This is a genomic window from Streptomyces sp. NPDC014907, from assembly GCF_055562975.1.
The window spans coordinates 149,096-163,461 of sequence record NZ_JBVHEG010000012.1 but is presented as its reverse complement, the minus strand read 5'-3'; the positions used below and the strand labels follow the sequence as shown (position 1 = coordinate 163,461).

Genomic DNA, 14,366 nt, shown 5'->3' with positions numbered 1-14,366 from the left:
GGCGGGGTCACCCCCGGTCGAAGAGCGCCGCCAGGGCCGTCCGCAGGGCCGACCCGGGGTCCTCCGAGGGGCCCTCGGAACGCCAGGCGACGAAACCGTCCGGACGGACCAGGACCGCGCCGGCCGGTGTGACGCCGTGCGGCCCGGACCAGTCCGCGTCCCCCTCGGGGGACAGCTCGGCGCCGGGCCCCCCGCCGATCCGGTACGACACGAGGGGGATCCCCAGCTCCTCCGCGACGCGCACGGCGGCGTCGTGCCACGCGCCGGCGGCGCCCGCGGAACTCAGGAGCACCGGGGTCCGCTCGTACAGGTCCAGCGTGGAGATCCGGTCCCCGGCGCGCTCCAGCCACATGTGCGGGGCCCGGGTGCCGGGTTCGCCCGTCAGGCGCAGGCCGTCGGGCACGACCGGAAGCTCCCGGTCGGCGCCCAGGACCGCGCCCCGCGGATAGCGGTAGCCCAGGACCACGGACAGGATTCCGCCCTTCCTCCCGCGGCCCTCCGCCTCGGGACCGGGGGCGTAGCCGGGGTGGCTGTGCTCGACCGAACGCGACGAGGCGCGGGCGCTCGTCGCCTCCGCGACCGGGCGGCGCTCCGCGTCGTAGGACGCGAGCAGACCGGGCCCGGCCCAGCCGCCCAGGACGGCGGACAGCTTCCAGGCCAGGTTGTGCGCGTCCTGGATGCCGGTGTTGGAGCCGAACGCGCCGGTGGGCGGCATCTCGTGGGCCGCGTCGCCGACGAGGAACACCCGGCCGTCCGCGTACCGTTCGGCGATCCGCTCGGCCGCGTGCCAGGGGGCCCGGCCCGTGATCTCCACGTCGAGGTCCGGCACGCCCACGGCCCGCCGGATGTGCTCCCGGCACCGCTCGTCCGTGAAGTCCTCCAGGAGTTCGCCGCGCTCGGGGTGCCAGGGCGCGTGGAACACCCAGCGCTCCCGGTTGTCCACCGGGAGGAGCGCCCCGTCCCCGTCCGGGTCCGTCAGGTAGCAGACGATGAAGCGCCGGTCGCCGACGACGTCCGCGAGACCGCGCGAGACGAAGGTGACGCTCACGTTGTGGAACAGGTCGCCCGGGCCGGTCTGCCCGATGCCGAGCCGCTCGCGCACGGGGCTGCGCGGCCCGTCCGCCGCGACGAGGTAGTCCGCCCGGACGGTGGTGTGCTCGCCCGTCTCCCGGCTCTTGAGCCGGGCGGTCACTCCTTCGGAGTCCTGCTCGAACGACAGCATCTCCGTCGAGTACCGCAGGTCCCCGCCCAGCTCCCGGGCGCTCTCCAGGAGGACCGGTTCCAGGTCGTTCTGGCTGCACAGGCACCATTCCGCGGGGCTGAAGCGGGCGAGGCCGCCGCCGGGGTCGATCTCCCTGAACAGCCACTCGCCCGTGTCGCCGGTCAGCGCCGGAGCCTGGAGGATGCCGTTGTTGGACGACAGGACCGAGGCGGCCTCCCGGACGCGCTGCCGCACCCCGGCGGTGCGGAACAGCTCCATCGTGCGCACGTTGTTGCCGCGTCCGCGCGGATGGATCGAGGTGCCGGCGTGCCGCTCGACGAGCGTGTGCGGCACGCCGAGGCGACCGAGGAACAAAGAGGCCGAGAGGCCCACCAGAGAGCCGCCGACGATGAGGACGGGCGTACGGTGCTCGGCCTCGCCGGACCCTTCGAATCGGTTCATCGAGTGCCTCCAGCGTCACCTGTGACGCGAGTCGGGGGTGGGGTGGAGATCCATGCCCTCGGGGAACCGGTTCGCGTGTCCGGGGCACCCGAATGACGCGCAGTTCACTCATCCGCCCCGTGGGACTCGCGCGACCCGCGGGGACGCACCGACGATCGGCATATGACGACCCCTGCCCTCCGGCACGGCGGTCTCTTCCGCCTCCCACGAAGAAAGAAGAGGTGCGCCGGATGACCATCTCGGCACGTATCTCGCAGTCGGCGTTCGACGGCTCCAGACTGCGGGTGATCCTGCTGCTCGACCTGTACGAAGGAGCCCAGCAGCAGTTCCTGGAGGCGTACGAGCTCATGCGCAAGCAGGTCGCCTCGATCCCCGGACACATCAGCGACCAGCTCTGCCAGTCCATCGAGAACCCCTCGCAGTGGCTCATCACCAGCGAGTGGGAGAGCGCCCCGCCGTTCCTCGCCTGGGTGAACAGCGAGGAGCACGTCGAGACCGTCCGGCCCATGCACAGCTGCGTACGGGACACCCGGTCGATGCGCTACAGCATCCTCCGGGAGACGGGCACCCGGGCCGTGACCCCCGAGTTCACGGAGGTCGCGGCCCGCGTGGGCGACGGGGTGGCGCGCCACGCCCTCACCTTCACCGTCAAGCCCGGCAGCGAGTCGAAGGTCGCGGAGCTCCTGGCCGGGTACGACTCGCCCGAGGCCCGGGTCGACGAGACCACCCGGCTGCGCCGCACCTCGCTCTTCATGCACGGCAACCGCGTCGTGCGGGCCGTCGAGGTGGAGGGCGACCTCCTCGCCGCCCTGCGCCACGTCGCCCGCCAGCCGGAGGTGCGCGCGGTCGAGGAGGCCCTCAACCCGTACCTGGAGCAGGACCGGGACCTGACCGACCCCGACTCGGCGCGCGTCTTCTTCACCCGGGCCGCGCTCCCGGCCGTGCACCACGTGGTCGCCGACCGCCCCGCCCCGGCCGGCCTGCGGCGCCACGCCCTGTACTACCCGGCCAAGGAGGGCCGGGGGATGGAGCTCGCCCGGCTGCTCGCCCACCAGGACGAGGCCGCGGCGGAGGACCCGCGCAACCCCGTGCACAGCAGCACCGTATTCCACCGCGACGACCTCGTGGTGCGCCTGATCGACATCACGGGCGACATCGACCTCGACCCCGCCGCCTCCCTCGGCCTCAGCGGCCCCGGGAAGGCCGAGGAGCTCGAAAGCCTCCTCGACGGCGCCGCGATCGGCGTCGAGGGGTCCCTCACGACGGACCGCAACATCAACCGGCTCCTGTCGCACGCCGACATGCTGCCCGTCACCGACCGCACCTCGGCGGACTCCTGACGGACGGCCGAAACCCCGTCCGGACGCCCCCGCCACACCCGGAGGTATCAACCATGCTCAAGCAGCATCCCCGCATCGTGAGCCTGAACGAGACAGAGCCCAACCGCAGGCGCGGAGGTGACCTGCGGGCCATGCTCACGCCGGCCACCGTGGGTTCCACCAGCGGCTTCATGGGCCTGGCCATCGTCCAGCCCGGCGAGCGCATCGGGGAGCACTACCACCCGTACTCCGAGGAGTTCGTGTACGTCGTCTCCGGCACCCTCGAGGTGGACCTGGACGGAGAGACCCACACGCTCGGGACCGATCAGGGGCTCCTGATCCCCGTCGACATGCGGCACCGCTTCCGCAACGTCGGCGGCCAGGAGGCCCGCATGGTCTTCCACCTGGGTCCGCTCGCCCCGCACCCGAGTCTCGGCCACGTCGACACCGAGGTCACCGGGGACGCCGGGCCCGCCGCCGGACCCCAGCTGACCGTGGGCGGCCCCGGACAGGTCCCGGAACGAAGCGGGGCCATCGAGTGAACCGGCGAGTGGCCGTCACCGGGATCGGTGTGGTCGCTCCGGGCGGCACCGGAGCGGCGGCGTTCTGGGACCTCCTCGCCGAAGGCCGTACCGCGACCCGCGGCATCACCCTGTTCGATCCGGCCGGGCTGCGGTCGCGCATCGCCGCCGAGTGCGACTTCGACCCGTCGGACCACGGTCTCGACCCGGAACTGAGCCTGCACGCCGACCGGTACATCCAGTTCGCGGTGGTCGCCGCCGGGGAAGCGGTGCGCGACTCCGGGCTCGACACCGGCACGGAGGACCCGTGGCGCGTCGGCGTCTCCCTGGGCAGCGCCGTCGGCGGCACCACCCGGCTCGAACACGACTACGTCCTGGTCAGCGCGGGCGGACAGCGGTGGGACGTGGACCACCGCGCGGCCGAGCCGAAACTCCACCTGGCGTTCTCGCCGAGCACGCTCGCCTCGGTCGTGGCCGAGCGGTTCGGGGCCAGGGGTCCGGTGCAGACCGTCTCCACCGGCTGCACCTCCGGCCTCGACGCGGTCGGCTACGCCTTCCACACCGTCCAGGAGGGCCGGGCGGACGTCTGCATCGCGGGGGCGTCGGACTCGCCGATCTCACCGATCACCATGGCCTGCTTCGACGCCATCAAGGCGACGTCCCCCGACAACGACGACCCCGCGCACGCCTCCAAGCCCTTCGACAACCGCCGCAACGGCTTCGTCATGGGCGAGGGAGCGGCGGTCCTGGTCCTGGAGGAGTACGAGCACGCGCGGGCCCGCGGCGCGCACGTCTACTGCGAGATCGGGGGCTACGCCACCTACGGCAACGCCTACCACATGACCGGTCTGACGGCCGAGGGGATCGAGATGTCCCGGGCCATCGACGGCACGCTCGCACAGGCCCGCGTCGACCCCACGCTGATCGACTACGTCAACGCGCACGGCTCGGGCACCCGGCAGAACGACCGGCACGAGACCGCCGCCGTCAAGCGCTCCCTGGGCGCCCACGCCTACGACACCCCCATGAGCTCCATCAAGTCCATGGTGGGACATTCGCTCGGGGCGATCGGCGCCATAGAAGTGGCCGCGTGCGTCCTCGCGCTGAAGCACCAGGTGGTCCCCCCGACGGCGAACTACGAGGTCCCCGACCCCGAGTGCGACCTGGACTACGTGCCGCGCACCGCCCGCTCCCGGAAGCTGAGGAACGTGCTCTCCGTGGGCAGCGGCTTCGGGGGCTTCCAGTCCGCGGTGCTCCTGACGGAGCCGGCAGGGAGGACACGATGAGCACGGAGCAGCCGAGACGGGCCGCCGTCACCGGCATCGGGGTGATCGCCCCCAACGGCCTGAGCGCCGACACCTACTGGAAGTCCGTCCAGGAGGGCGTCGGCGTCCTGGACCGGATCACCCGCGAGGGGTGCGAACACCTCCCGCTGAAGGTGGCGGGCGAGGTCAGGTCCTTCGACGCCTCGGCCCTCATCGAGGACCGCTTCCTCGTCCAGACCGACCGGTTCAGCCACTACGCCATGGCGGCGGCCTCGCTCGCCCTCGACGACGCCGGCCTCGGCCGGGACGCCGCCGAGGACCCCTTCTCCATCGGGGTGGTCACCGCCGCCGGCTCCGGCGGCGGCGAGTTCGGCCAGCGCGAGCTGCAGAAGCTGTGGGGCCGGGGCTCGAAGTTCGTCGGCCCGTACCAGTCCATCGCCTGGTTCTACGCCGCCAGCACCGGCCAGATCTCCATCCGGGGCGGTTTCAAGGGTCCGTGCGGGGTCGTCGCCAGCGACGAGGCGGGAGGCCTGGACGCCCTCGCCCACGCGGCCCGCGCCGTACGGCGCGGGACCGGCGTGGTGGTCGCCGGGGCGGCGGAGGCACCCCTCGCCCCGTACTCGATGGTGTGCCAGCTCGGCTACCCCGAGCTCAGCACCGCCGGGGAACCGGACCGCGCCTACCGCCCCTTCACGGCGGGCGCCCGCGGCTTCGTGCCCGCCGAGGGCGGCGCGATGCTCGTCGTGGAGGACGAGGACCGCGCCCGGGACCGGGGGGCGGCCGTCCGGGCCGTCGTCGCCGGTCACGGCGCCACGTTCACCGGCGCCTCCCGCTGGGAGGAGTCCCGGGAGGGACTCGCCCGCGCGATCCGGGTCGCCCTGGACGAGGCGGGCTGCGCCCCGGAGGAGGTCGACGTGGTCTTCGCCGACGCCCTGGGCGTGCCGGAGGCGGACCGCGCCGAGGCGCTGGCGCTCGCCGACTCCCTCGGGGCCCACGCCGCCCGGGTGCCCGTCACGGCGCCCAAGACCGGCATCGGCCGCGCCTACTGCGGGGCACCCGTCCTGGACACCGCCGCCGCCGTGCTGGCGATGGAACACGGTCTGGTGCCCCCCACCCCCTATGTGTTCGACACCTGCCACGACCTCGATCTGGTGGTGTCCCGCGCCCGCCCCGCCGAACTGCGGACGGCCCTCGTCCTCAGCCGGGGCCTCATGGGTTCCAACGCCGCGCTGGTCGTGCGCCGCGGCGACGAAGCCGCCCGGTGAACGGGCGGGAAGGAGAGTACAGATGAGCACCACCGAACTGACCTTCGACGAGCTGGCCGCGCTGATGAAGCAGTCGGCCGGCGTCACCGTCGACCCCGGAGAGCTGGCCGCCGCGCCGGACGTGCCCTTCGGCTCCCTCGGCGTCGACTCGCTCGGTCTGCTGGGCATCGTCGGCGAACTGGAGAACCGCTACGGCGTGGCGCTCCCCCCCGACGCGGAGCGCAGCAAGACCCCGGCCGACTTCGTCGGCCTCGTCAACAGCACCCTCAAGGCCGGAGTCTGACATGACGGGACACACCGACAACAGCGTCGTCATCGACGCCCCCCTGGACCTCGTCTGGGACATGACCAACGACATCGAGAACTGGCCCCGCCTCTTCAGCGAGTACGCCTCCCTGGAGGTGCTCTCCCGCGAGGGCGACACGACCACCTTCCGCCTGACCATGCACCCGGACGAGGCCGGGAAGGTCTGGAGCTGGGTGTCGGAGCGGACCGTGGACCGCGACGGGCGGACCGTCCGGGCCCGCCGCGTCGAGACCGGGCCCTTCGCGCACATGGACATCCGCTGGGAGTACGTGGAGAAGCCGGACGGCGTCCACATGCGCTGGGTCCAGGACTTCGCGATGAAGCCCGACGCCCCGGTCGACGACGAGTGGATGACGGACAACATCAACCGCAACTCCCGCACGCAGATGGCCCTCATCCGCGACCGCATCGAGCAGGTCGCCCGCGAGCGCCGGCAGACGCCGGTCGTCCCCGGCTGATCGCGGAACCAGGAAGGACACCCGATGCACCACGCCCTGATCGTCGCCCGCATGGCGCCCGGTTCGGCGCCGGCGATCGCCGACGTGTTCGCCGCCTCCGACCGCGGCGAACTGCCCCACCTGGTGGGCGTCTCCCGGCGCAGCCTCTTCCAGTTCGGCGACGTCTACCTGCACCTCATCGAGTCCGAGCGGGACCCGGCGCCCGCCATCGCGAAGCTGACCGGGCACCCGGAGTTCCGGAGCGTCAGCGAGCGCCTCTCGGCGTACGTCAGCGCGTACGACCCGGAGACGTGGCGCGGGCCCAAGGACGCCATGGCGCAGTGCTTCTACCGCTGGGACCGGGACGCCGGCTCCTGAACGGGCACGACGAAAGACCCGAGGCCGCCGGCCCCGCGACGAAGCGGGGCCGGCGGCCTCGGGTTCCGGCCCTTCTCCGGGCCTTCCGGTCGGACGGGTCCCCGGGCCTCCGGTCAGGCGGGTCCCCGGGGCCCCGGGCCTCCGGTCAGACGGGAACGGTGCACTCGAAGGCGTGCAGGTAGGCGTTGACGGGGTGGACCCCGCCGATGACCAGTCCCGCGTCCTCGAGCCGTTCCGTCATGCTCCGCCGGGTGTGCTTCGCCCCCCCGACGTTGAGGAGCAGCAGCAGGTCCATGGCCGTCGTGAACCTCATCGACGGGGTGTCGTCCACCAGGTTCTCGATCACGACGACGCGGGCGCCGGGCCGCGCCGCCCTCCGGACGGCGGCCAGCGCCCTGCGGGTGCTGTCGTCGTCCCACTCCAGGATGTTCTTGAGGACGTACACGTCGGCCTCGACCGGGATGTCCTCGCGGCAGTCCCCGGCCACGACCCGGGCCCGGGAGGCCAGCGCGCCGCCCGGACGCAGCCTCGGGTCGGGGTTCTCCACCACGCCCGGCAGGTCGAGCAGCGTGCCGTGCAGGGCGGGGTGCCGCTCCAGCAGGCTCGCCAGGACGCGGCCCTGGCCGCCGCCGATGTCCGCGACCGTCGACGCGCCCTCCAGGTCCAGCAGGTCGGCGACGTCCCGCGCGGACTGCTCGCTCGACGTCGTCATGGCCCGGTTGAACACGTACGCGGACTCCGGCGCGTCCTCGTTGAGGTAGGGGAAGAACTCCTTGCCGAACACGTCCTCGAAGACGTTGCCGCCGGAGCGCACGGCCTCGTCGAGCTTCGGCCAGACCTCCCACGTCCACGGCTCGGTGCACCACAGCGCGATGTACCGCAGGCTGTGCGGGTCGTCCTCGCGCAGCAGCCGGGACATCTCCGTGTGCCCGAACGTGCCGTCGGGGAGTTCCGTGAAGACCCCCTGGGAGGACAGGGCGCGCAGCAGCCGCCGCAGGGTGTGCGGCGGGGTCTTCACGGCCGCCGCCAGGTCCTCGACGGCCGCGGGCGCGTCGCCCAGGGCGTCGGCCACGCCGAGGCGGGCGGCCGCGCGGACGGCGGCGGCGCACGCCGCGCCGAAGACGAGCTCCCGCAGCCGCATGGGCGGCGGGGGAGCGGTGTCGGCGGTCCTCACCGGGTCAACGGTCGTCATGTGTCGCTCTGCCTTCTCTGTCGTGCCGGGGGTGGGGGTCGTGCGGGAGGAGGGGTCGTGAGGGAGGGGCGGCGGTCCGTTCAGCACATCCCCGCGGGCTCCGAGACCCCGCAGGTGTTGCCGCGGAAGGTGTTGCCCGTGCCGGTGTCGCGGACGGCCAGGTCGGCCGCGCCGTTGCGGAGCACGACGTTGTCGCGGATCTCGTTGCGCTCGTTGAGGGCGCCCACGAAGCTCTTGAACAGCACGATGCCGCCCGACAGCGGGGAGGTGCCCCTGTTGTCCTCGATCCGGTTCCCCGTCACCAGCGTCTCCTCGGCGCCGGTGAGGACGAGCCCGGAGCCCTGGAGGAAGGGCAGCCGGGGAGTCTTGGGGCAGTACGTGTTGTTGGCGTGGAGGTGGTTGCGGCGCAGGCTCATCGCCCCGGCGCGCGGCGTGGACTCGTCGCCCACCACGAACACCCCGGCGCAGTTGCCGGTCGCCTCGTTGCGGTCGACGGTCAGGTTCCGGAGGCGCCGCACGGTGAGGCCGATCCGGTTGCCGGACAGACGGTTGTCGCTGATCACGGTCCCCCCGGTGTCGACGGCCCCCTGCTCCGTGTCGGTGGTGTTGGACACGAAGAGGCCGGCGTCGCCGTTGTCCCGGGCGGTGTTGCGGCTCAGTACGCTCCGGGTCGAGCGCTCCTGGGCGATGCCCCAGTTGCCGTTCTTCTCGGCGGTCACCCCCTGGACCCGCAGCCGGTCGGTCCGCGACGCCCACAGGCCGTTCCTGGCGAAGCCCCTGAGGGTCAGGGAGCGGACGGTGACGCGTTCGACGGGCCGCCCCTCCGTGCCGGTCACGCAGATGCCGTGGCCCGCCCCGGCGCACGCGCCGCCCGCTTTCGCGCCGGGCACGAGGACGGTGGGGAAGACGCTCGAACCCCGCAGGGTCAGGCCCGGCGTCGTGAGGGTGACGCTTTCGCGGTAGGTGCCGGGGGAGAGGACGACGGTGTCCCCGGGCCTCGCGGCGTCCAGGGCCTTCTGGATGGATTCGCCGGGCTTCACCCGGTGCACGGTGGGGCCGGCGGCCGACGGGGCGGCGGCCGACGGGGCGGCGGCGCCCAGGCCGGCGACCAGGAGCGCCGCGGCGCACGCCAGGGGGGCGATCTGTCGTTGGGTCATGTGCCGAAGCTATGAGCGGGTCACCCGGCCCGCCACCGTTGATCCCCCGGCCGGGCGGGCTGTCCCCCGGATGATCCCCCCGCCCGTCCCGGCGGGTCGCCGGAGGGGAACCGGAATGATGAATTCCGCACGTCGCGCATGTCCGTGGACCCCCGTGGGTAGCGGCCGCCCCGAAAGCCCCACCCCGAGGCAGGAGCACCATGACGACGACCGATCGGTTCCCGCCCGCGCCGCACGGAACGCGGACGTCCGCTGCCGCAGGGACGGTGCGGGTCGCCTCGGTGCCCGCCGGACACGTCTACGTACGGCACTGCTCGGACGACTCGGAGCCGGACGGCGTCGTCCGGCTCGCGGACCCCCGGCCCAACGGGGCGCCCAGCACCTCCCAGCGCTGGTGGCCGCCCGTCATGCTCGACCCCGGCTGGGTCCGTGCCCACCACGTCGACTTCGACGTGTTCCACCTGCACTTCGGGTTCGACGCGCAGTCCCCGGAGGACCTCGCCTCGCTCGTACGGACCCTGCGGCGGTACGGCAAACCGCTGGTGTACACCGTGCACGACCTGCGCAACCCCCACCAGCCCGACCCCGCGCCCCACGACGCCGCGCTGGACGTCCTGGTCCCGGCCGCCGACCACCTGATCACGCTCACCCCCGGCGCCGCCGCCGAGATCCGGCGGCGCTGGAACCGCGCGGCGACGGTCCTGCCCCACCCGCACGTCGTCGAGGAACCCCGCCTCTCCCGGCCGCGCCCGCCGCGCGACGGGTTCCGCGTGGGAGTGCACGCCAAGAGCCTCCGCCCGAACATGGCCCTCCTGCCCGTCGTCCGCACCGCGGCGGCGGCCGTCGCCGGCCTGCCGGGGGCGGAGCTGCACGTGAACATCCACCGCGAGGTGGGCGACCCCGGCGCGCGCGCCCACGCGCCCGACGTGCTCGCGGAGCTGCGGACGCTCTCCGGCGCGGGCCGGCTGCGCCTCCACGTGCACGACTACTTCGACGACGACCAGCTGTGGGACTACCTCACGGGACTCGACCTGTCCGTGCTGCCCTACGCCTTCGGGACCCACTCGGGATGGCTGGAGGCCTGCCACGACCTCGGCACCCCCGTGGCCGCCCCCACCTGCGGCTTCTACGCCGAACAGCGCCCGTGCCTGTCCTACGGCCACACCGTGGGGGACGGCCTCGACGAGACGTCCCTGTACGAGGCCGTGCGCGAGGCGCACCGCACCCGTCCGGGATGGCGCGCCGCCCCGGCGGACCGGGCCGCCGAACGCGCCGGGGTGGCCGCCGCCCACCGCGCGATCTACCGGGGACTCCTGGGATGAACGGACCCCTGCGCGTCGCCCTGGTCGCGTCCGCCCGCTTCCCGATCAGGGAACCCTTCGCCGGGGGCCTCGAAGCGCACACCTGGTCGCTCGCCCGCGTCCTGAAGGCACGCGGCCACCACGTCGAACTCTTCGCCGCGCCCGGCTCCGACCCGGCCCTCGGCGTCACGGAACTCCCGGTCCACCGGCCGGCGCTGAGCAGGGCGGCCCGGTCCGACGCCAGCATGCCGGCGAGGGTGTGGATGGACGAGCACCACGCCTACCTCCGCCTCATGCTGGACCTGGCGCGGGACGGCGGGGACCGCTTCGACCTCGTCCACAACAACAGCCTCCACCACCTGCCCGTCGCCATGGCCCCGGTCGTCCGGACACCGGTGGTGACCACCCTGCACACGCCCCCCACCCCGTGGCTGGAGTCCGCCGTCCAGGCCGACCCGCGCTGCCCGGTGACCTTCACCGCCGTCAGCGAGCACACCGCGGCCGTCTGGCGCCCGCTCGTCCCCGACGCCCGCGTGATCCGCAACGGCGTCGACACCGCCCGGTGGCCGGAGGGACCGGGCGGCCCCTACCTCGTGTGGTTCGGCCGCGTCGTGCCCGAGAAGGGACCGCACCTCGCCGCCGAGGCCGCCCGCAAGGCGGGACACCGCCTCCTGCTGGCCGGGCCCGTCGGCGACGCGGACTACTTCACGACCTGCCTGGCGCCGCTCCTGGACGACGACATCGCCTACGTCGGCCACCTCGACCACCGCGACCTGGCCCGCCTGGTGGGCGGCGCCGCCGCCGCCCTGGTCACGCCGTGCTGGGACGAGCCGTACGGCCTGGTCGTCGCCGAGGCCCTGTCCTGCGGGACGCCGGTGTGCGGCTTCGACCGGGGCGCCCTGGGCGAGATCCTCGACCCGGAGTGCGGCTCGCTCGCCCCGCCGGACGACGTCGGCGCCCTCGCCGGACTCGTCGACGCCACGACACGGCTGGACCGCCGCGCCGCCCGGCGGCGCGCGGAACGCTTCTGCTCCCTGGACGCCATGGCGGACGGCTACACGGCCCTGTACGGGGAGCTGACGGCGTGATCGGCTACTACGTCCACCACCAGGGGCGCGGCCATCTGCACCGCGCCGTGTGCGTCGCCCGGCACACGCGGGCCCCCGTCACCGGCTTCTCCTCCCTGCCCCGGCCGGACGGCTGGACGGGGGAGTGGCTGCGCCTGCCGATGGACGACCGCGCCGGCGCGGGCCCCGGCGAACCCGATCCGGACCCGACGGCCGGTGGAAGGCTCCACTGGGTGCCCCGCCACCATCCCGGCCTGCGGGGCCGCATGGGCACGGTCGCGGACTGGATCGCCCGGACCGGGCCCCGCCTCTTCGTGAGCGACGTCTCCGTCGAAGTGGCCCTGCTCGCACGGCTCATGGGCGTCCCCGTGGTCGTCGCGGCGATGCGCGGCGACCGCTCCGACCCCGCCCACCGCCTGGCGTACGACATGGCCGACGCGCTGCTCGCCCCCTGGCCCGGGACGGCGCCGGAACCGGACTGGCCCCGCCGCTGGCTCGACAAGACCCTGCACACGGGAGCCTTCTCCCGGTACGACGGCCGGTCCCGCCCCCCGGCGCGCCCCCGGACGGGCACCAGGGAGGCCGTCGTCATGCTGGGCGCCGGCGGCACCGGGATCGGCGCCGCCGACCTGCGGCGCGCCGCCGGGGCCACCCCCGGCTGGTCCTGGACGTTCCTGGGCGGCCCGGACGGCGGCCGGTGGACCGACGACCCGTGGCCGCTGCTGTGCCGGGCCGACGTGGTCGTCACCCACGCCGGACAGAACGCCGTCGCCGAGTGCGCCGCCGCCCGCACGCCCGCCGTGGTCGTCCCGCAGGACCGGCCCCACGACGAGCAGCGGGCGACCGCCCGGGCCCTGCGGGCGGCCGGCCTGGCGACCGTCCGCCCCGACTGGCCCCGCCCGGGAGAGTGGAAGGACCTCCTCGACCGCGCGGCGGAGCGGCCCGGGGAGCGCTGGTCCGTCTGGGCCCCCGGGGACGGCGCCCGGCGCGCGGCCCGGCTGCTCGACGAGCTGTCCGGGGCGGTACCGGGGGAACGGGAGGCGCCGTGCGCGTCGCGGTGATCACCCTGGTCGCCGGCCGGCACCGGCACCTCCGTCTGCAGCAGGACGGGCTGGCGGCCGGGACGCGGCGGCCGGACCTCTACCTGGTCGTCTCCATGGGCGACGAGGGCGCCGGAAGGGCGGTCGCGGGCAGACGGCCCGCCGCCGGGACGGTCGGGGTCGCCACGGGCGCGGACGGACGCCTGCCCCTCGCCGCCGCCCGCAACGCCGGCGCCGCCCGGGCGCTGGCCGCCGGGGCCGACCTGCTGGTGTTCCTCGACGTGGACTGCGTCCCCGGTGAGAACCTGCTGGCGCGCTACGCCGAGACGGCCGCGGACGGCGCGCTGCTGTGCGGCACGGTCGCCCACCTGCCGCCCCCGCCGCCCGGGGGCTACCGCCTCGGCGACCTGCCCCGGCTCGCGCCGCCCCACCCCGCGCGGCCGGTGCCGGAGGACACCGAGGTGCTGCGCGGCGGCGACCACCGGCTCTTCTGGTCCCTCTCGTTCGCGCTCACCGCCGCCACCTGGCGCACCGTCGGGGGATTCTGCGAGGAGTACACCGGGTACGGCGGCGAGGACACCGACTTCGCCCGCACCGCGGCCGCGCGCGGCGTCGGCCTCTGGTGGGTCGGCGGAGCCCCCGCCCACCACCAGTACCACCCGGTGAGCAGACCGCCCGTGGAGCACCTGGACGACATCCTGCGCAACGGCGCGGTCTTCAGGGAGCGCTGGGGGACGTGGCCGATGGAGGGCTGGCTGCGCGACTTCGAGGCCCTGGGCCTCGTCGTCCACGACCCGCGCACCGACACCTGGCGGAAGGCGCGGGCCACCGGTTAGGGCCGTCCACGGGCCCGTTCCGCACCGCGGGGCCACCGGGGTCGCGTTCCGCGGCGCCGCGCGCGGACCGGACCCCGGGCTCCGGGCCCGGGGCCGTCGCGCGGGGACCGGCTCCGGCCCCCGCGCGCGGGCCGGCCTCCTCAGGCGGGGTGGTCCGGCTGCTGCTCGGGAGGCGTGCCGCCGCCCTTCCCGCCGCCCTTGTTCCCGCGGTCGGTGCCGTGGGCGCGGCCACCGCTCCCGGTGGGCTCGGCGGCCTTGCGGGCCTGACTGTCCTGCGGGGTGCCCGCCCCCTTGTCGCTGCGTCGCAGTTCGGGCTGTTGCGGATTCGACATCGGTGCCGCTCCTTCCTCGGGTGCGCGCCGAAACGCCGGTCGAACAGGCGACTAACCGCCCGGGCCCACGGGAAACGTCCGTGTCGTCCCGTTTCGGGCGAATGTCTTGCCCCCTCGCGCGACCCTCGCGCCGGCCCCGCCGTCCGGGGGTCCCCGACCACCGTCCGGCGGCGGTCCCGGCCCCCCGGATCGCGGAGGGCGGGGATGTGGGGGAGGCTCGTGGGGCAGAGCGCCCGGACCCCGGGCACCCCGCGCGCTCCCGCCCGTTCCCCGACGCACCGGAGGTC

The 14,366-nt window shown here is 74.5% G+C and carries 15 protein-coding genes; 11 read left to right on the top strand and 4 right to left on the bottom strand.

Annotation, left to right across the window (positions count from 1 at the left end):
- Positions 1 to 7: 7 nt before the first annotated feature.
- Positions 8 to 1,663, bottom strand: a complete 1,656-nt coding sequence (locus ACZ3IL_RS25845) for an FAD-dependent oxidoreductase (protein ID WP_467393932.1) — start codon at positions 1,661 to 1,663, stop codon at positions 8 to 10.
- Positions 1,664 to 1,893: 230 nt separating this feature from the next.
- Between ACZ3IL_RS25845 and ACZ3IL_RS25840 the strand changes: the two genes are divergently transcribed.
- From ACZ3IL_RS25840 to ACZ3IL_RS25810, 7 genes are read left to right on the top strand one after another with little or no spacing between them, the layout of a single operon-like run.
- Positions 1,894 to 3,003, top strand: a complete 1,110-nt coding sequence (locus ACZ3IL_RS25840) for a SchA/CurD-like domain-containing protein (RefSeq protein ID WP_467393930.1) — start codon at positions 1,894 to 1,896, stop codon at positions 3,001 to 3,003.
- A 53-nt stretch (positions 3,004 to 3,056) separates the two neighbouring features.
- Complete coding sequence (locus tag ACZ3IL_RS25835) at positions 3,057 to 3,524, top strand: cupin domain-containing protein (RefSeq protein ID WP_467393928.1); 468 nt, start codon at positions 3,057 to 3,059, stop codon at positions 3,522 to 3,524.
- Positions 3,521 to 4,789, top strand: coding sequence for a beta-ketoacyl-[acyl-carrier-protein] synthase family protein (locus ACZ3IL_RS25830; RefSeq protein ID WP_467393926.1), 1,269 nt, complete (start codon positions 3,521 to 3,523; stop codon positions 4,787 to 4,789). The genes ACZ3IL_RS25835 and ACZ3IL_RS25830 overlap by 4 nt, the downstream gene beginning before the upstream one ends.
- Positions 4,786 to 6,033, top strand: coding sequence for a ketosynthase chain-length factor (locus tag ACZ3IL_RS25825; RefSeq protein WP_467393924.1), 1,248 nt, complete (start codon positions 4,786 to 4,788; stop codon positions 6,031 to 6,033). Before ACZ3IL_RS25830 ends, ACZ3IL_RS25825 begins: the two co-directional genes overlap by 4 nt.
- 22 nt (positions 6,034 to 6,055) lie before the next feature.
- Positions 6,056 to 6,316, top strand: a complete 261-nt coding sequence (locus tag ACZ3IL_RS25820) for an acyl carrier protein (protein ID WP_467393923.1) — start codon at positions 6,056 to 6,058, stop codon at positions 6,314 to 6,316.
- Between the two features lies 1 nt (position 6,317).
- The gene (locus ACZ3IL_RS25815; RefSeq protein WP_467393921.1) at positions 6,318 to 6,797 is read left to right on the top strand and encodes an SRPBCC family protein; all 480 of its coding nucleotides are present in this window, start codon (positions 6,318 to 6,320) and stop codon (positions 6,795 to 6,797) included.
- A 24-nt stretch (positions 6,798 to 6,821) separates the two neighbouring features.
- On the top strand, positions 6,822 to 7,154 hold the full coding sequence (locus ACZ3IL_RS25810; protein ID WP_467393919.1) for a TcmI family type II polyketide cyclase: 333 nt from the start codon (positions 6,822 to 6,824) through the stop codon (positions 7,152 to 7,154).
- Between the two features lie 145 nt (positions 7,155 to 7,299).
- Here ACZ3IL_RS25810 and ACZ3IL_RS25805 read toward each other — a convergent pair whose 3' ends face one another.
- Together ACZ3IL_RS25805 and ACZ3IL_RS25800 are read right to left on the bottom strand one after the other, a co-directional pair.
- A complete protein-coding gene (locus tag ACZ3IL_RS25805) occupies positions 7,300 to 8,346 on the bottom strand; it encodes a methyltransferase (RefSeq protein ID WP_467393917.1) in 1,047 nt (348 codons plus the stop codon).
- A gap of 80 nt (positions 8,347 to 8,426) precedes the next feature.
- On the bottom strand, positions 8,427 to 9,503 hold the full coding sequence (locus ACZ3IL_RS25800) for a right-handed parallel beta-helix repeat-containing protein (protein ID WP_467393915.1): 1,077 nt from the start codon (positions 9,501 to 9,503) through the stop codon (positions 8,427 to 8,429).
- 200 nt (positions 9,504 to 9,703) lie between these two features.
- On the opposite strand from ACZ3IL_RS25800, the gene ACZ3IL_RS25795 reads away from it, so the two are divergent.
- Genes ACZ3IL_RS25795 through ACZ3IL_RS25780 form a run of 4 tightly spaced genes read left to right on the top strand, consistent with a single transcriptional unit; the run spans position 9,704 to position 13,747 of the window.
- On the top strand, positions 9,704 to 10,825 hold the full coding sequence (locus tag ACZ3IL_RS25795; protein ID WP_467393913.1) for a glycosyltransferase: 1,122 nt from the start codon (positions 9,704 to 9,706) through the stop codon (positions 10,823 to 10,825).
- A complete protein-coding gene (locus tag ACZ3IL_RS25790; RefSeq protein ID WP_467393911.1) occupies positions 10,822 to 11,892 on the top strand; it encodes a glycosyltransferase in 1,071 nt (356 codons plus the stop codon). Before ACZ3IL_RS25795 ends, ACZ3IL_RS25790 begins: the two co-directional genes overlap by 4 nt.
- Positions 11,889 to 12,932 carry a glycosyltransferase gene (locus ACZ3IL_RS25785; protein ID WP_467393909.1) on the top strand — a complete coding sequence of 348 codons (1,044 nt, stop codon included), beginning with the start codon at positions 11,889 to 11,891 and terminating at the stop codon, positions 12,930 to 12,932. The genes ACZ3IL_RS25790 and ACZ3IL_RS25785 overlap by 4 nt, the downstream gene beginning before the upstream one ends.
- The gene (locus tag ACZ3IL_RS25780; protein WP_467393907.1) at positions 12,917 to 13,747 is read left to right on the top strand and encodes a glycosyltransferase family 2 protein; all 831 of its coding nucleotides are present in this window, start codon (positions 12,917 to 12,919) and stop codon (positions 13,745 to 13,747) included. The genes ACZ3IL_RS25785 and ACZ3IL_RS25780 overlap by 16 nt, the downstream gene beginning before the upstream one ends.
- A 140-nt stretch (positions 13,748 to 13,887) precedes the next feature.
- On the opposite strand, the gene ACZ3IL_RS25775 is transcribed toward ACZ3IL_RS25780, so the two are convergent.
- Positions 13,888 to 14,079: a hypothetical protein gene (locus ACZ3IL_RS25775; protein ID WP_467393905.1), complete on the bottom strand. Its 192-nt coding sequence runs from the start codon at positions 14,077 to 14,079 to the stop codon at positions 13,888 to 13,890.
- Positions 14,080 to 14,366: the final 287 nt, after the last annotated feature.

What these genes read in the sequence shown, in the direction of transcription:
- ACZ3IL_RS25835 (WP_467393928.1), top strand. Translation starts at nt 3,057, where the DNA reads ATGCTCAAGCAGCATCCCCGCATCGTGAGCCTGAACGAGACAGAGCCC.
- ACZ3IL_RS25775 (WP_467393905.1), bottom strand. Translation starts at nt 14,079, where the DNA reads ATGTCGAATCCGCAACAGCCCGAACTGCGACGCAGCGACAAGGGGGCG.
- ACZ3IL_RS25805 (WP_467393917.1), bottom strand. Translation starts at nt 8,346, where the DNA reads ATGACGACCGTTGACCCGGTGAGGACCGCCGACACCGCTCCCCCGCCG.
- ACZ3IL_RS25790 (WP_467393911.1), top strand. Translation starts at nt 10,822, where the DNA reads ATGAACGGACCCCTGCGCGTCGCCCTGGTCGCGTCCGCCCGCTTCCCG.
- ACZ3IL_RS25820 (WP_467393923.1), top strand. Translation starts at nt 6,056, where the DNA reads ATGAGCACCACCGAACTGACCTTCGACGAGCTGGCCGCGCTGATGAAG.
- ACZ3IL_RS25815 (WP_467393921.1), top strand. Translation starts at nt 6,318, where the DNA reads ATGACGGGACACACCGACAACAGCGTCGTCATCGACGCCCCCCTGGAC.
- ACZ3IL_RS25840 (WP_467393930.1), top strand. Translation starts at nt 1,894, where the DNA reads ATGACCATCTCGGCACGTATCTCGCAGTCGGCGTTCGACGGCTCCAGA.
- ACZ3IL_RS25800 (WP_467393915.1), bottom strand. Translation starts at nt 9,503, where the DNA reads ATGACCCAACGACAGATCGCCCCCCTGGCGTGCGCCGCGGCGCTCCTG.
- ACZ3IL_RS25825 (WP_467393924.1), top strand. Translation starts at nt 4,786, where the DNA reads ATGAGCACGGAGCAGCCGAGACGGGCCGCCGTCACCGGCATCGGGGTG.
- ACZ3IL_RS25845 (WP_467393932.1), bottom strand. Translation starts at nt 1,663, where the DNA reads ATGAACCGATTCGAAGGGTCCGGCGAGGCCGAGCACCGTACGCCCGTC.
- ACZ3IL_RS25795 (WP_467393913.1), top strand. Translation starts at nt 9,704, where the DNA reads ATGACGACGACCGATCGGTTCCCGCCCGCGCCGCACGGAACGCGGACG.
- ACZ3IL_RS25810 (WP_467393919.1), top strand. Translation starts at nt 6,822, where the DNA reads ATGCACCACGCCCTGATCGTCGCCCGCATGGCGCCCGGTTCGGCGCCG.